This is a genomic window from Nonomuraea rhodomycinica (assembly GCF_013363995.1).
Classification (GTDB): Bacteria; Actinomycetota; Actinomycetes; order Streptosporangiales; family Streptosporangiaceae; genus Nonomuraea; species Nonomuraea rhodomycinica.
In genome coordinates, this window is record NZ_JABWGO010000020.1 from 60,731 (window position 1) to 75,542 (window position 14,812).

Consider the following 14,812-nt stretch of genomic DNA (forward strand, 5'->3'; position numbering starts at 1 on the left):
TCTTTCTTGCGGGGGGTGTCAGGCGAGTCCGCCGCCGTCGACGACGAGGGCGGATCCGGTGACGTAACTGGAGGCGTCGCCCGCCAGGAACAGCACGGCGCGGGCGATCTCCTCGGGGGTGCCGGCGCGGCCCATCGGCCGGTCGGCGGCGTCGGTCGCGAACGCGGTCCAGTCCTCGCCGAGCTGGCGGGCCTCGTCACGCAGCATGGGCGTGTCGGTGTCGCCGGGGTTGACGGAGTTGACCCGGATCCCGGCGCGGGCGTGGTCGATGGCCAGCGCCCGGGTCATGTTGACCACGGCCGCCTTGGAGGCGCAGTAGGACAGGGCGTTGCCGCCGCCCTTGAGGCCCCAGCCCGAGCCGGTGTTGACGATCGAGCCGCCCTCGGTCATCGCCGGGACGGCGTACTTGCACATGAGGAAGACGGAGCGGACGTTGACCGCCATGACGCGGTCCCACTCCTCGACGTCGAGGTCCAGGGCCGTGGTGCGGCGGATGATGCCGGCGTTGTTGAACAGGACGTGCAGCCCGCCGAAGGTCCCGGTGGCGGTGTCCACGACGCGCCGGCAGTCGCCGGGGTCCGACACGTCGGCGCGCACCGCCACCGCGGCCCCGGGCCGGGCGTCGTTGATCCGCGCGGCGGTCCGCTCGGCTCCCGGGCCGTCGACGTCGGCGACGACCACCCGGGCGCCCTCCTCGGCGAAGAGCAGAGCGGTGGCCCGCCCGATGCCGGAGGCACCGCCGGTGACGATCGCGACCTTGCCCTTGAGCTGGGCGTTCATCCGTTCGACTCCTCACTTGCCGCACTGATGCGGTAGATCGTGCTTTCGTGGTATCCGGTGATCACCTGGACGTGCCCGGCGAGCATCCGGTCGAGGTCCTCGTCGCCGCTGTCGGCGAGCAGCGGGCGCCCGCCGAGGGCGGCGAGCTTCTGCTGGGTGGCCAGGACGAGCAGCCGCCCGGTCCGCGCCCCGGGGGCGTCCCCGAGGACGGCGCGCAGCACGCGCGGCGACACCTGCTGGTTGCCGCGGCCGAGCACGAAGCCCTGCCCGCCGATCACCGACAGCACGAGGACCGTCTCCCGGCCGCCGACCAGCCCCGCCAGCTCCGCCTCCGAGACGTCGGCCGCCACCAGCCGGCCGCCCGCGCCGTCGCGTTCGCCGCCCTCGGCACCTTCGGCACCTTCGACGGCTTCGACGGCTTCGACGGCTTCGACGCGTTCGACGACGTCCACGCCGAGCAGCGTGGTGGCGAGGCCGAGCTCGCGGCCGACGGCCCGCGTGGTGGCGCCGGGCCCCAGGACGTGGCGGACGCCGGGCCGCATCCGGGAGACGACCTCCCGGGCGATGCCCTCGACCGTGCCGGGCGCCGTCCCCGAGGAGCCGGCCTTGCGGCCCGACAGCGCGGCGGGGGCGGCGGGCACCGGCAGGGCGCCGTAGAGGACCGGGCTCACCAGCCCCTGCCGGTAGCGCTCCTCGTCGAGGTCCACCACCTCGGCCTCGGCGAGCGCCGCCCGGCCCGGCCCGCCGCCCGGTGTCCCGGACCCACCGGACGTCCCCGGGAGGCCGGGCGTCCCGGACCTTCCCGGCGTCGCGGACCCTCCCGGCGTCGCGGAGAGGTACGCGGCGGCGAGCGTCCCGGCCGCGGCCGGGCTGACCGCGAAGCATCCGGAGTACACCTTCACCCCGGCCGGGATCCCCAGCACCGGCGGGACGCGCTCGCCGCGCTCGCGCAGCTCGCGTACCGCGTCGAGCACGTCGCGCGCCGTCCCGTCGCCGCCCGCGAACAGCAGCAGGTCCACCCCGGCCATCGCCAGGACGGCCCGGCGCGTGTCCCGCGCCGTCGTGGCGGCGGACGGTCCCGGCTCCGACGCCAGGCCGGCCCGTACCAGGTCGTAGGGGGCGCCGGCGGCGCGGGCGCTGTGCTCGCCCATCGGGCCGGGCACCGTGACCAGGCGCGTGCCGGGGCGGCGCGACAGCAGCGCGCGCACCGCCCGCGCCGCCCGCTCCCCCGCCCGCGGCGTGGCGCCGCGGGCCAGGGCCGCGCGCTGCACCTCGGCGCCGTCGCTGCCCTTCAGGCCCGCCGCCCCGCCCAGCCCGGCGACCGGGTTGACGACCAGCCCCACCGACACCCCCGCGCTCATGACAGGTGCTTGCGGACGTAGGCGCGCCAGGTGGGCGCCCACGCCTTGGGGTCGTCCAGCGGCGACGGGTCGATCTTGTGCACGCTCTGGTTGTACGGGGCGCCCTTGACCAGCTCGGGATCGCGGCGCGCCTCGTCCGCCACGTGGGCCAGGATCGCGGCGTACTCGTCCAGGTCCTCCTTGGAGTACGACTCGGTGGGCTCCAGCGTGAACGGCTCGGGCACCAGGTACGGGTGGTGGCTGGTCCAGTAGTGCACGCCGAAGTCGGCCGCCCGCACGCCGATCTCCTCGGAGTGGACCCCGGTCTCCTCCGACAGCTCCTGCCAGGAGTAGCGCACCTGCTCGATGCGCCGCCTGCCCCAGGGGGCCGACGCGCCGGGGATGGCGAGGATCTTGCTCATCAGGTAGTTGTTGTTGAGCGCGGCCGTCTCGGCCACCTGGCGCAGTCCCTCCGCGCCGAGCGACATGATCCAGGCGTAGGCGCGCACGATGTTCGGGGTGACGCCGAGGAACGGCCGCACCTTGCCGATGGAACGTTCCGGGGTCTCCAGCGTGTACGCCGAGCCGTCGAAGGCGACGACCGGGCCGGGCAGGAAGGGCGCCAGGTCGGCCGACACGCCGCACGCTCCGGCGGCGGGACCGCCGCAGGCGTGCGGGGTGGAGAAGGTCTTGTGCAGGTTGAAGTGGCACAGGTCGAACCCGGCGTCGCGGGCCCGGGTGATGCCGAGGATGCCGTTGGCGTTGGCCTGGTCGTAGCAGGCCAGGCCGCCCGCCTCGTGGACGAGGTCCACGAACTCCCGGATGCGCGGGTTGAAGATCCCGGTGTCCTCCGGGTTGGTGATCATCAGGGCGGCGGTGCGGGGGCCGACGGCCGCGCGCAGCGCCTCGATGTCCGGCAGGCCGTCGGCGTCCGGCATCAGGGTGATGACCTCGAAGCCGGCGACCTTGGCGCACGCCGCGTTCGACGGGTGGGAGAACATCGTGGTGATGACCTGGTCGCGGTGGGTCTCGCCGCGGGCCGCGTGGTAGGCGCGGATCATGGCGACGTTCGCGTAGATGGCGGCCGAGCCGGAGCCCGGCTGCAGCGAGACCCGGGACATGCCGGAGATCTCGGCCAGCATGCGCTCCATCCGCCAGTAGATCTCCAGCACGCCCTGCACGGTGTCCTCGTGCTGGAGCGGGTGCAGCTCGGCGACCGCGGCGGCGAACCGGTCGTTGACCTTGGGGCTGTACTTCATCGTGCAGGTGCCCTGGCCGACGTCGATGTTGAGGTCGTGGCCCAGGTTCTCCTGCGACAGGCGCAGGTAGTGGCGGACCACCTGCGGCTGCGCCAGCTCGGGCAGCTTCGGCGGCTCGGCTCGGCGCACCGACTCCGGCAGCTCGACGCGGGGGGCGCCGGGCTCGGGCACGGCGATGCCGCGGCGGCCCGGCGTGGACAGCTCGAAGATGATCGGCTCGTCCCACCGGGCCTGGTGGAAGCGGCGCAGCGGCGGCTTCGGCGCGACGGGCAGCTCGGCGAAGGGCTCCGCGGTGTTCACAACGTCTCCTGGATGGCGGCGATCTCGGCGGCGAGGCGGTCGATGTCGGCGATGGAGTGGCGCTCGGTCACGCAGACCAGCACCGTGCGGTCGTCGAGGGGCACCCCGCCGTAGATGCCGCGCTCGCGCAGCCTGTCGAGCAGCGCCGCGCTGGAGGGCACCTGCACGGCGAACTCGCGGAAGTGCACCGCGTCCGGGTGCAGCACGGTAACAGACCCGGCCAGGGCGTCCATCGCGTACCTGGTGCGGGCGAGGATCGTCTCCCCCAGCTCACGCATGCCCTGCGGCCCCATGAGCGCCAGGTAGACGCCGGCCGTGATGCCCCACAGGGCGGCCGCGGTGCCCACCCACTCCTTGCCCTCCTCGCGGTGGGCGAAGGACGTGCGGTCGTAGAAGACGTCGCCGAAGCCGTACTCGCCGGGCACCTTCGTCGGCGCGATGCCGAACAGCCGGGAGGGGAACTCGGCGACCAGCGGCTCGTGGTCGAGGGTGGCGATGTAGCCGGCGTGGCCGCCGCCGAAGCTCTGGTGCATGCCGAGCGACTGGATGTCGCCGCAGGCGATGTCGGCGCCGTACGCGGCGGGCGGGGCGAGCACGCCCAGGGAGATCGGATCGGCGCCGACGACGAGCAGGGCGCCGTGGGCGTGGGCCAGGTCGGCCAGCTCCCGGCCGCGCGTCTCGACGACGCCGTACACGTTCGGCGTCTCCAGGTAGATCGCGGCGTACGAGCCGTCGAGGGCGGGGACGGCCAGCTGGCCGTCCTCCCCCACGGGGGCGGGCACGATCTCGATGTCCGGGGCGAGGAAGTCGCGCAGCTTGCTCAGCTTGTCGGCGGCCACGGCCGCGCTGACCAGCACCTTCGAGCGGCCGGTGTAACGGCAGGCCATGCGCAGCGCGGTGCCCGCCGCCTGGAAGCCGTCGTAGGTGGGGACGTTGACGACGTCCATCTCCAGCAGCTCGCCCATCATGCTGACGTACTCGAACAGGGCCTGGAAGCGGCCGTGGTCCTCGTACGGCTCGCCGGCGTACGCGGTCAGGAACTCGCTCCTGGAGTTGACCTCGTCGCAGACGGCGGGCACGTGATGCGGGTAGCAGCCGTGGCCGAGGAAGCTCAGCGCCTCGTCGGTGCCGGTGGTCCGGCCGAACAGGCCGTTCATGTGGCGGACCAGGTCCTGCTCGGCCGTGAGCGGCGCCGGCAGGTCGAGCGGCCGGTTCAGGCGCAGGTCCGCGGGGATGTCGGCGTAGAACTCCTCGACGCTCTCCGCGCCGATCGCGGCGAGCATCTCGGCCCGCACGCCGGGTTCGGCGTTCGGGATGTACGGGTGCGTCACGTGTCTCCTTCGATCCTGAGCACGACGGCGTCGCGCGGGGCGAGGACGGCGTCGCCTCGCAGGTCGGTGTCGGTGAGCAGGTCCCGGCCGGGGTACGGCAGGGTGATCCGCTGCTCGTCGGTGGTGTGGTTGAGCAGGAACAGGTGCCGGCCGCGCCGGACCGCCTCCACCCCGGCGGGCACGGCGATCGCCGGGACTCCGGCGAGCACCCGGTCCAGCACGGGGGTCAGGTCGGCGGGCAGGCAGCCGAGGTAGGTGGCGTTCGCCTTGCGGGTGATCGCGGGCAGCCCGTCCAGGTCGCCGCCCTCGAAGCGGGCGAGCACGGCCGTGCCCTCGGCGGGGCGCAGCCACTCGGCCCAGGTGCGGGCCAGGCCCGCGCCGCCGCCGTCGTGGCGCAGCGGCTGGGTGAGGCCGTCGGGCAGCGGCCAGAACTCCTCGACCGCGACGCCCAGCAGCTCGCGCAGCGGGCCGGGCGCGCCGCCGTCGTGCACCTGGTCGGCGGCGTCCACCACGCCGCTGAACGGGCCGACGACCAGCTCCCCGGTGACGGCGGCGAGCGCCTCGGCCTGCTCGGCGGTGCACAGGTAGAGGTTGGGCACGATGACCACGCGGTAGCCCGACAGGTCGGCGCCGGGCGGCGCCAGGTCGACGGCGATCCCGCGGGCGTGCAGCGGCGCGTACCAGGACAGCAGCAGGTCCTTGAGCTTGAGCCGGTCGGAGGGCATCGACTCGGGCGCCTCCAGCCCCCACCAGCTGTCCCAGCCGAACACCAGGGCCACGTCGGCGCGGGTGTGGCCGCCCGCGACCTCCGCGAGCCGCCGCAGGTCCGCGCCGAGCCGCAGCGTGTCGCGCCAGCCGCGGGTGGCGGTGCCGCCGTGCGGCAGCAGCGCCGAGTGGAACTTCTCCGGCCCGTACTTCGCCTGCCGCCACTGGAAGAACATCACGCCGTCGGCGCCGTGGGCGACGGCCTGCAGGCTGTGCAGGCGCATCATGCCGGGCGGCTTGGGCGCGTTGACCTCGCGCCAGGACACCGCCGACGGCGCGGACTCCATGAGCAGCCAGGGCCGCCGCTTGAGCGAGCGCATGAGGTCGTAGCTGAGCGCGACCGCCACGTGCGAGGACGGGTCGGCCGGGTCGGGGTAGGCGTCGTCGCTCACCAGGTCCTCGGCCTGCGCCCAGGCCCAGTAGTCGAGGCCGTGCAGGATGCTCATGAAGTTCGTGGTGACGGGCACGTCCGGGGTGACGGCGCGCAGCGCGTCGCGCTCGGCGGTGAACAGCTCCAGCAGGGCGTCGCTGCAGAAGCGCCGCCAGTCGAGGAGCTGGGCGGGGTTGACCGGCCCGGGCGCCCTGCGGGGCGGCTCGACCTGGTCGAAGCCGGTGTAGTGCTGGCCCCAGCAGGAGGTGCCCCAGGCGGCGTTGAGCCCGTCGACCGTGCCGTAGCGGGCCTGGAGCCAGGCGCGGAAGTGGCGGGCCGACTCGGGGCAGAAGCATTCGAGGGTGTGGTCGGCGTACTCGTTGCCCACGTGCCACAGGGCCAGCGCCGGGTGGTCGCCGTAGCGGGTGGCCATGGCGGTCGCCAGGCGTACGGCGTGCTCGCGGAAGATCGGCGAGCTGGGGCAGTAGCCCTGCCGGGAGCCGAACTCCAGGCGGGTGCCCGCGGCGTCGACCGGCATGACCTCGGGGTGGCGGCGCACCAGCCAGGGCGGCGGGGTGGCGGTCGCGGTGGCCAGGTCGGCGGCGATGCCGTGCTCGTGCAGCAGGCCGAGCACGCGGTCGAGCCAGCCGAAGTCGTACGCGCCCGGCTCGGGCTCCAGCCGCGACCAGGCGAAGACCGCGACGGTGGCCATGGTGACCCCGGCCTCGGCCATGAGGCGCACGTCCTCGGCCCAGACCTCCTCCGGCCACTGCTCGGGGTTGTAGTCGCCGCCGTACAGCAGCCCCGGAACCCGGGTCAGACCCACGCGACACTCCCTTCCTGTGTTTTGTATTCAGAATTCATAGTGCAGTATTTTGAATCACGTCAAGGGCTAGTATGGGCACGGCCGAAACCGAAGGAGCGTCATGCCGATCGACCGGCGACCGCTGCGCGAGCAGATCCGCGAAGAGCTGCTGAGCAGGCTTGATCGGGGACACTTCGCCGCGGGCACCGACATCAACGAGGTCGCCCTGGCGGCCGAGCTCGGTGTCAGCCGCACCCCCCTGCGCGAAGCGCTGATCACGTTGGCGGGCGAGGGCGTCCTGGAGAGCAACCAGGGGCGCGGGTTCCGGTTCGCCCCGGTGAGCAGGAAGGAGTTCAGGGAGCTCTGCGAGATCGTGGCGGGGCTGGAGGCGCTGGCGCTCGACCGCTCCGACCCGGCCTACCTGCGCGAGATCGCGCCCGAGCTGCTGCGCCTGGCGCGCGACTTCCCCGACCGCATCGCCGAGCAGCACGTGATAGAGCGCCACGACGACGAGTGGCACGACCTGCTGGTCAGCGGCTGCCGCAACGAGCGGCTGATCGACCTCATCACCAGCGTCAAGGCGGGGCTGCGCCGCTACGCCCACCTGCTGGCGGGCGACGACACGCCGCTCGAACGCGAGGCCGCCGAGCACTGCCGGGTGGCCGAGCTGCTCATGTCCGGCGACCAGGCCGCGGCCGTCCAGGCGTTGCGCGACAACTGGGTCAACGGCATGGAGCGCATGATGTCCCGCATCCCGTCCACCTGACCCGCGCCGCCGGCCGGGCTCACGCGCGCGTGAGCCCGCCGGGGTCGTCACAGGGACGTGTCGCCCAGATCGGCCAGCACCCGGCGCAGCAGGGCCGCCAGCTCCTCGCGGTCGCCCGCGCCGAGCGCCGCGAGCCGGCGCGCCTCGTTGGCCAGGTGCAGCTCGATCACCTCGTCGCACACCTCGGCGCCGCGCCGCGTCAGCCGGACGATGACGGACCGCCGGTCGGCGGGGTCGCGGACGCGCTCGACCAGCCCCTTGGCCTCCATGGGGTCGATCCGGTTGGTGATCGCCCCGGAGGTGACCATAGTCTCCTTCAGCAGGGCGCCCGCGCTCAGCTCGTACGGCTCGCCGGACCGGCGCAGCAGCGCCATGACGTCCCACTCGCCCTTCTCCAGGCCGTGCCGGGCGAAGCCACCGCGGGCGACTTCCTCCACGTCCCCGTCGGCGGGCTGCACGCCTTCCGCGACGACTCCGGCGAGGCGGCCTCGATACTCATGCTGTTCGCGCCGGGCGCGCCGCGCGAGGGCTACTTCGAGGGCATCACCGCACTGGCCGGGCTCACCGACGAGGAACGCGCCCGGTTCTTCGTCGAGCACGACAGCTACTTCACCGATGTCGGCACCGGCCCGCAGGGCGGCTTCACCCGCCGGGCCTGAGCCCTCCGCCCGCCCTACGCCCCGCCCTAGGCCGCGAGGAAGTCGCGCACGAGCGCCGCGACCGCGTCCGGCCGTTCGGCGACCATGTTGTGGCTCGCGTCCAGCTCCTCGACCCGGATGTGGGGCGGCAGCCCGGCGAGGTCGCGCCGCACCCCTCGCCGGAAGGCGGCCATCAGCTCACCGCCCGGCATGCCCGGCGGGTCCTGGGTGGGGATCACCACCAGCGCGGGGCAGGCGACCCGGCGCAGCAGCGGGATCGTGTCGCGGAACTCCGGCGTGTACCGCACCGCCTCCAGGAGCTGCGGCCCGGGCCGGGCGTACGTCTCCCCCTCCCGTTCCACCAGGGCCCTGGCGGGGAACATCGCCCGGGCCGCGGCGGGGAGCGGGCCGCCCATGGCCGCGGCCTGCGCGTCGAACACGGCCCGCAGCTCGGCCAGCTCCTCCTCCCGCGCGGCCGGGTCCATGCCCGGGTAGTTGCCCGGGTCGTTCTCGGCCGAGCGCAGCCCGTCGAGGTTCACCACGCCCGGGCAGCCGGGACGGCGCAGCGCCCACTGGACGGCGAGCATCCCGCCGAGCGAGTGCCCCACGATCGCCGGCTCGCCCAGGTCCAGACTCCGCACCACGGCCTCGACGTCGTCCAGCACGCGCTCCCACGCCCACGGCCCGTCGCCGGATCGGCCGTGGCCGCGCAGGTCCATGGCCACGGCCCGGCGTCCGCCCAGGTCGAACCCGTCCCACACCTCCAGCGTGCCGCCGAGCCCGTGGAGGAGCAGCACCGGGTCGCCGTGGCCGCCGTGGTCGCGCACGGCGAGGGGGATGTCGTGGTCAGCGATGGTCATGTCGTGCGGCATGGCGCTCCTGGGGTCGGTTGAGTCGTTCCTGGATGGACCGGGTGGTCACCCCGCCGTCGGGGTGCCGGTCGAGCTTGGCCCGTTTGACGAGGTCGTGGACGCCCTGCCGGGTGATGCCGAGCATCGCCCCGGCGGTGGAGAACGGCACCGCCTCCCGGCCGGGGTGTCCGGCGCGCCGGGCGACCGCCCTGCCGAAGGCCGTGCCCCACCACGCGTCGGGCGGGTCGAACGGGCCGTCGCCGGGATAGAGCGCCGCGATCAGCCGCGCCGCCGCGCCGACCGCCGTCCGTCCGTCGGGCCCCAGCAGTTGCGCGGCCCACACCTCGGCCTCGATCCGCAGGCGCTCGCGGACCGGGCCGACGGGGTCGCCGTCCCCGAAGAGGATCTCCAGCGGATCGACGACCCGCCGTTCGACCAGCGCGGCCAGCTCCCTGGCCAGCGCGACGTGCTCCTCGCTCGTACTCACTTGACAGACAATAGCAAGTACTTGCTCTCGAACGTCAAGTAGTCATGTGGTCCGTTCCGGGAACCGGACGGCGCCGGCGCCGCGACAGAGGGAGATGTGCACCGCTTCATCGCCCGGCGCGGGGACTCCACCGCGGTCGGGCCCGACCATGACGACGCCGCACTCCTCCAGGCCGTGGCCGCGGGACGGACCGAGGCTCTGAAGATCCTGCACCGCAGGCACGCGCCCTGGCTGCGCCCCCGGGCCGGGCGGTCGCTCAGGTGGCGGCGTAGCGGTCGCTCGCCTCGCCGCGCAGGCGTCCCGGCGGGAGCCGGCGGCCGTAGGCGACGAGCAGGAGGTCCTGGGCGGCGCCGGTCACGGGCGGGCCGGCGCCGAAGGACCAGTCGAGGTCGTCGGCGCACAGCCGCACGCCGCGCAGGTCGGCGCCGAAGAACCGCGCGCCGCGCGGGGTGACCTGCTCCAGCAGCAGGCGTACGCGCTCCTCGGGGACCCGGCGGTCGATCCCGGCGGCGACGGTGATGTCGAGGCCGTGGACCACGTCGTGGCCGAGCGCGGCCGGGAGCCCGCCGACCGGCGGCCGCCAGGGGTGGTGGGCGTTGTCCCGGATCGCGGCGACCAGCTCGGCCGTGGACATGGCGGCGGCGTCCAGGCGGGCCCGCCGGTCGGTCATCCGGTTCAGGCCGCCGCGCGCCTTGACGAGTTCGAGCGCCATCCGGGGCGTCGAGAGGCGGAAGCCCAGCGACATGTGCGCCACGACCTCGCGCACCCGCCAGCCGGCGCACAGGCTGGGCGCCTCCCACAGCGTCGGCGGGAGGCTCTCCAGCAGGTCCGCCAGTTCCCGGCGTTCGGCTGCGATGGCGGCGGCGACGTCCATGGTGGTGCTCCCCGGGGTCGATGGGCGGAAACGCGTAAATCTCATAACGAGATTACGGTAATAATACGGTTATGAGAATGACGAGGGCGCAGGCCAAGGAGCGCAACCGGCGGGCGCTGCTGGACTCCGCGCGCCAGGTCGTCGCCAGGGACGGCCACCGGGCCAGGCTGGAGGAGATCGCCGAGCAGGCGGGGCTCACGACCGGCGCCGTCTACTCGCTGTTCGGCAGCAAGGACGGCCTGCTGATCGCGCTGCTCACCGACTACCTGGGCCCGCACTACGAGGACCTCGAACAGGCCGTCCCCCCGGGGCTCGGCCTCGCGGACGCGGTCGGCGCCTTCGCCCGCCGCTACCGCCGCCTGTGCGACGACCCCGACGCGCGGCGGCATCTGTCGTTCGAGATCAGCATGCAGGACATGGCCCTGCGTGACCCCGGGCTGGGGCCCAGGTTCGCCGCCTCCGTGCGGGCCCACGAGGAACGGCTGACCGCGCTGTTCGCCGGCCGCGCCCACGACGGGGCCGTGCTCACCCCGCGTCAGGCGCGGCGCCTGGCCACGGCCCTGCGGGGCCTGCTGATCGGCCTCAGCCAGGGAGTCGTCCTGGGCCTGATCGGCCCGGCCCCCGAACCCGGCGCCCCGGGACCGGACACCTCCCGGCCGCACGCCTCAGACCCGCACGCTTCAAGGCCGGACACCTCGGAGCAGCCCACCTCGAGGCAGGACGCGGGCGAGGAGTACGCCTCCGAGCGCTACTTCGCCGACGCCGCCCGCGCGCTCGTCACCCCGCCCGTGCTCGGTCCCCCCTGACCCGTCACCCCGGAACGCGCCCCCGAGCAGCCGCCGTCAGGGCCTGGTCAGCGGGATGACCCTGCGGAGCTTGCCGCCCGGCGACTGCTGCGGCGGCTCCTCGGCCCGCTCCAGCGTGACCTCGCCGGCCTCGTGCTCACTGAGCAGGTGGGCGAGCTCGCCGCGCACCGTCCCCCACACGGCGTCGGCGTCGGCGCCGTCGCCGACCCGCAGGCGCACGCGCAGAGTGGTGGGCGCCGTCTGGACGAGCTGGAACCGCTCCACGCCGGGCGTGCGGTCCAGCAGGGCGCCGAACAGCATGGGCGAGATGCTCACCTGCTCGCCGTCCCCGGCCGGGAAGGTGAGCAGGTCGGCGGCGCGGCCCCGCACGCGGATGGCGGGCAGCGGGCTGCCGCACGGGCACGGGTCGGGGCGGAGCACGACGCTGTCGCCGATGTCGTAGCGCAGGATCGGCTGGACCCGGTTGGCGAGATTGCTGATCAGGACCGTGTGCGACGGCTCACCGGCGGGGACCGGCCGGTGCTCGGCGTCGACCGGCTCGACCATCACCCAGTCGCTGTTGACGTGGTACCAGCCGTGCGCGCAGCCGTAGCTGAGGTATCCGCACTCCGTGGCGGCGTACGAGGCGCGGACCTTGGTCCTGAACGCGGCGGCGAGCCGCGCCAGCGCCTCCGGCGTCGCCGTCTCGCCGCCGGCGATGACCATCGCGGGACGGATGCGCAGGCGCCCGGCCTCCTGCTCCTGGGCCAGCAGCGTGAGCATGCTGAGGAACCCGGCGACGCTCGCGGGGTTGTAGCGGTTGAGCTCGGCGACCAGGCCGGCGAGCGGCTGGTTGATCGAGACGACCCGGAGCATCCGGCCGGTCAGGGGCTGTTCCCTGCGGAACCAGGCCGCCGAGACGACGGTGGAGAAGTGGCCGCCGGGCGCGGTGACGATCGCGGTGCGGCCCGCGCGGGCGACGAGGCGGAGCAGGTCGCGGACGCCGAGACCGCCCCCGGCGCGGGACCCGAGCGCGGCGTGCACGGCCATGCACCGCTCGTCCACCACGAACAGGCCCCGCACGCCGCTGGTGCCGGAGGTGGTGGCCACCATGTACCGCCCCAGGAACGCCTCCCCCGCCCGCGCGGGGTCGGCCACGAACTCCTGGACCCGCTCCAGTGTGACCTCGCGGTCGGTGACCCAGTCGTCGAAGCGGGCCATCAGCGCCTTCTTGTCGGTGACCGGGAGCAGCGCCGGGTCCTCGACGCGCTCCGGCAGACCTCGGTACAGCTCGCGGTAGTACGGCGAACGGGCGCGGGCGTGGGCCACCATCTCGGCCAGCCGCGCGCGCCCGCGCCGCTCGACCGCCTCGGAGCCCTGCCGCACGGCCTCTCGGGCGTCGCGGGCGATCCGCCGGACGCTTTCGCTCATGATGAACCAGAGTCCTTTCTCAGGGGTCGCGCTCAGGGGTCGCGGGCGCACGGCGCCTCGGCGGGGGACGCGCGTCAGGGACATTCGGTGGAGGGCCGCACGGAGAGCAGGCCGCGCGCGGCGACCTCGACGGCGCGCCGGGACGCCTCCCACATCTCGTCCTGCGTGCGGCCGAGCCGGACGCTCTCCAGCGTCGTCTGCTGGATGGCGCCGATCAGGGACCCGGTCATGGCCGCCGCCGTGATCGGGTCGAGCTCGCCGGGGAACGCCTCCAGCAGCGCGCCGGCGATCCGCCGCTGGAGGTCGAGCATCACGTACAGCCCCTTGGCCTGCAGGGCGGGGCTGGTCAGGACGAGCCTGGACCACGCCGACAGCTCCTCGGGCCTCTTCGGGGTGACCTCGGGCCGGCGCCGGGCGGCGTAGTCCTGGACCATCCGCACGAGCACCTCGCCCGGGCCCTCGTCCGGGTGACGCCGGACGATCGCCCCGAGCAGCAGCTCGTGGACGTGGTCGAGGTCGGCGAACAGCACATCGTCCTTGCTGCGGAAATAGTTGAAGAACGTCTTGGGGTCGACGTCGGCCGCGGCGGCGATCTGCGCCACCGTGGTCTCCTCGTACCCCTGCTCCGCGAACAGCGTCACGGCCGCCATGGCGATGCGCTGCCTGGTCAGCCGCTTCTTCCGGTCACGCCGCGACTCCTCCATGACCGTGAATATACGCTCGCTGGAAAATTCCAGCAACTGGAAAATTCTATGGACTGGCGCGTTGGTGGGACGCCGGGGCAGGCGGGCCTGCCCCGGCGTCCGCCCGCGTACGGTCAGAAGTCCATGTCGCCGCCGCCGGGCATCGCGGGCGCGGCCGGGGTCTTCTCCGGCTTCTCGGCGATGACGGCCTCGGTGGTGAGGAAGAGCGCCGCGATGGAGGCCGCGTTGCGCAGCGCCGAGCGCGTCACCTTGGCCGGGTCGATGATCCCCGCCTCGAACAGGTCCACGTACGCGCCGCTCACCGCGTCGAGCCCGTGACCGGGCTCCAGGCCGCGCACGCGCTCGGCGACCACGCCGCCCTCGAGGCCGGCGTTGACGGCGATCTGCTTGAGCGGCTCCTCCAGAGCCTTGCGGACGATCGCGGCGCCGGTGGCCTCGTCGCCGTCGAGCTCCAGCTTGTCGAACGCCCTGGCGCCCGCCTGCAGCAGCGCCACGCCACCACCGGGGACGACGCCCTCCTCGACGGCCGCCTTCGCGTTGCGCACGGCGTCCTCGATGCGGTGCTTGCGCTCCTTGAGCTCGACCTCGGTCGCGGCGCCGGCCTTGATGACGGCCACGCCGCCGGCCAGCTTGGCCAGGCGCTCCTGGAGCTTCTCGCGGTCGTAGTCGGAGTCGGTGCGCTCGATCTCGGCGCGGATCTCGTTGACGCGGCCCGCGATGGCGTCGGGGTCGCCGGCGCCGTCGACGACGGTGGTCTCGTCCTTGGTCACCACGACCTTGCGGGCGCGGCCGAGCTGGTCGAGCGTGGCGCTCTCCAGCTTCAGGCCCAGCTCCTCGGCGATGACCTGGCCACCGGTGAGGACGGCGATGTCGCCGAGCATGGCCTTGCGGCGGTCGCCGAAGCCCGGGGCCTTGACCGCCACCGACCGGAGGACCCCCTTCAGCCTGTTGACGATCAGCGTGGCCAGGGCCTCCGCCTCGACGTCCTCGGCGATGACGAGCAGCGACCCGCCGGCCTGGACCACCTTGTCGAGCAGCGGCACCAGGTCCCGGTTCGCGGCGATCCTGCCGCCGACGACGAGGATGTACGGATCGTCCAGGACCGCTTCGAGCCGGTCGGAGTCGGTCACGAAGTGCGGGGCGAGGTAGCCCTTGTCGAAGCGCATGCCCTCGGTGAGCTCCAGCTCCAGGCCGAAGGCGTTGCTCTCCTCGACGGTGATGACGCCTTCCTTGCCGACCTTGTCCATCGCCTCGGCGATGAGCGAGCCGATCTCGGGGTCGGCGGCGGAGATGGAGGCGGTGGAGGCGATCTGCTCCTTGGTCTCC

Annotated in this window: 15 protein-coding genes; 3 read left to right on the forward strand and 12 right to left on the reverse strand. The window is 73.9% G+C overall.

Going from position 1 to position 14,812, the window contains the following annotated elements; genetic code table 11:
- Window positions 1–18: 18 nt before the first annotated feature.
- Genes HT134_RS43015 through HT134_RS43035 form a run of 5 tightly spaced genes read right to left on the reverse strand, consistent with a single transcriptional unit; the run spans window position 19 to window position 6,971 of the window.
- Window positions 19–780, reverse strand: a complete 762-nt coding sequence (locus HT134_RS43015; protein WP_175606268.1) for an SDR family NAD(P)-dependent oxidoreductase — start codon at window positions 778–780, stop codon at window positions 19–21.
- Window positions 777–2,141 carry an ATP-NAD kinase family protein gene (locus HT134_RS43020; RefSeq protein WP_175606269.1) on the reverse strand — a complete coding sequence of 455 codons (1,365 nt, stop codon included), beginning with the start codon at window positions 2,139–2,141 and terminating at the stop codon, window positions 777–779. The genes HT134_RS43015 and HT134_RS43020 overlap by 4 nt, the downstream gene beginning before the upstream one ends.
- Entirely contained in the window at window positions 2,138–3,679 is a 1,542-nt protein-coding gene (gcvPB, locus tag HT134_RS43025) for an aminomethyl-transferring glycine dehydrogenase subunit GcvPB (protein ID WP_175606270.1), read from the reverse strand. Before gcvPB ends, HT134_RS43020 begins: the two co-directional genes overlap by 4 nt.
- Window positions 3,676–5,010, reverse strand: coding sequence for an aminomethyl-transferring glycine dehydrogenase subunit GcvPA (gcvPA, locus tag HT134_RS43030; RefSeq protein ID WP_175606271.1), 1,335 nt, complete (start codon window positions 5,008–5,010; stop codon window positions 3,676–3,678). Before gcvPA ends, gcvPB begins: the two co-directional genes overlap by 4 nt.
- The gene (locus HT134_RS43035; protein WP_175606272.1) at window positions 5,007–6,971 is read right to left on the reverse strand and encodes a beta-galactosidase; all 1,965 of its coding nucleotides are present in this window, start codon (window positions 6,969–6,971) and stop codon (window positions 5,007–5,009) included. Before HT134_RS43035 ends, gcvPA begins: the two co-directional genes overlap by 4 nt.
- Before the next feature lie 100 nt (window positions 6,972–7,071).
- On the opposite strand from HT134_RS43035, the gene HT134_RS43040 reads away from it, so the two are divergent.
- Entirely contained in the window at window positions 7,072–7,716 is a 645-nt protein-coding gene (locus HT134_RS43040; protein WP_175606273.1) for a GntR family transcriptional regulator, read from the forward strand.
- Between the two features lie 47 nt (window positions 7,717–7,763).
- On the opposite strand, the gene HT134_RS46585 is transcribed toward HT134_RS43040, so the two are convergent.
- Entirely contained in the window at window positions 7,764–8,153 is a 390-nt protein-coding gene (locus HT134_RS46585) for a MarR family winged helix-turn-helix transcriptional regulator (RefSeq protein ID WP_312888883.1), read from the reverse strand.
- Between HT134_RS46585 and HT134_RS46590 the strand changes: the two genes are divergently transcribed.
- The gene (locus tag HT134_RS46590; RefSeq protein ID WP_246366542.1) at window positions 8,118–8,375 is read left to right on the forward strand and encodes a hypothetical protein; all 258 of its coding nucleotides are present in this window, start codon (window positions 8,118–8,120) and stop codon (window positions 8,373–8,375) included. The genes HT134_RS46585 and HT134_RS46590 overlap by 36 nt on opposite strands.
- Before the next feature lie 26 nt (window positions 8,376–8,401).
- Here the strand turns inward: HT134_RS46590 and HT134_RS43050 are convergent, their stop codons facing one another.
- The 3 genes from HT134_RS43050 to HT134_RS43060 form a co-directional block, all read right to left on the reverse strand.
- Window positions 8,402–9,214: an alpha/beta fold hydrolase gene (locus HT134_RS43050; protein WP_217709051.1), complete on the reverse strand. Its 813-nt coding sequence runs from the start codon at window positions 9,212–9,214 to the stop codon at window positions 8,402–8,404.
- A complete protein-coding gene (locus tag HT134_RS43055; protein WP_312888884.1) occupies window positions 9,201–9,692 on the reverse strand; it encodes a hypothetical protein in 492 nt (163 codons plus the stop codon). Before HT134_RS43055 ends, HT134_RS43050 begins: the two co-directional genes overlap by 14 nt.
- A gap of 256 nt (window positions 9,693–9,948) precedes the next feature.
- On the reverse strand, window positions 9,949–10,566 hold the full coding sequence (locus HT134_RS43060; RefSeq protein WP_175606276.1) for a maleylpyruvate isomerase family mycothiol-dependent enzyme: 618 nt from the start codon (window positions 10,564–10,566) through the stop codon (window positions 9,949–9,951).
- Window positions 10,567–10,643: 77 nt separating this feature from the next.
- Between HT134_RS43060 and HT134_RS43065 the strand changes: the two genes are divergently transcribed.
- The gene (locus HT134_RS43065) at window positions 10,644–11,372 is read left to right on the forward strand and encodes a TetR/AcrR family transcriptional regulator (protein ID WP_175606277.1); all 729 of its coding nucleotides are present in this window, start codon (window positions 10,644–10,646) and stop codon (window positions 11,370–11,372) included.
- 36 nt (window positions 11,373–11,408) lie between these two features.
- Here the strand turns inward: HT134_RS43065 and HT134_RS43070 are convergent, their stop codons facing one another.
- The 3 genes from HT134_RS43070 to groEL form a co-directional block, all read right to left on the reverse strand.
- Window positions 11,409–12,782, reverse strand: a complete 1,374-nt coding sequence (locus HT134_RS43070; RefSeq protein WP_175606278.1) for a phenylacetate--CoA ligase family protein — start codon at window positions 12,780–12,782, stop codon at window positions 11,409–11,411.
- 74 nt (window positions 12,783–12,856) lie between these two features.
- Window positions 12,857–13,486, reverse strand: a complete 630-nt coding sequence (locus HT134_RS43075; protein WP_175606279.1) for a TetR/AcrR family transcriptional regulator — start codon at window positions 13,484–13,486, stop codon at window positions 12,857–12,859.
- A gap of 113 nt (window positions 13,487–13,599) precedes the next feature.
- On the reverse strand, window positions 13,600–14,812 hold a 1,213-nt coding region (gene groEL / locus HT134_RS43080; RefSeq protein WP_175606280.1), incomplete at its 5' end, for a chaperonin GroEL.

What these genes read in the sequence shown, in the direction of transcription:
- HT134_RS43015 (WP_175606268.1), bottom strand. Translation starts at nt 780, where the DNA reads ATGAACGCCCAGCTCAAGGGCAAGGTCGCGATCGTCACCGGCGGTGCC.
- HT134_RS43020 (WP_175606269.1), bottom strand. Translation starts at nt 2,141, where the DNA reads ATGAGCGCGGGGGTGTCGGTGGGGCTGGTCGTCAACCCGGTCGCCGGG.
- HT134_RS43040 (WP_175606273.1), top strand. Translation starts at nt 7,072, where the DNA reads ATGCCGATCGACCGGCGACCGCTGCGCGAGCAGATCCGCGAAGAGCTG.
- HT134_RS43050 (WP_217709051.1), bottom strand. Translation starts at nt 9,214, where the DNA reads ATGACCATCGCTGACCACGACATCCCCCTCGCCGTGCGCGACCACGGC.
- HT134_RS43060 (WP_175606276.1), bottom strand. Translation starts at nt 10,566, where the DNA reads ATGGACGTCGCCGCCGCCATCGCAGCCGAACGCCGGGAACTGGCGGAC.
- HT134_RS43065 (WP_175606277.1), top strand. Translation starts at nt 10,644, where the DNA reads ATGACGAGGGCGCAGGCCAAGGAGCGCAACCGGCGGGCGCTGCTGGAC.
- HT134_RS43070 (WP_175606278.1), bottom strand. Translation starts at nt 12,782, where the DNA reads ATGAGCGAAAGCGTCCGGCGGATCGCCCGCGACGCCCGAGAGGCCGTG.
- HT134_RS43075 (WP_175606279.1), bottom strand. Translation starts at nt 13,486, where the DNA reads ATGGAGGAGTCGCGGCGTGACCGGAAGAAGCGGCTGACCAGGCAGCGC.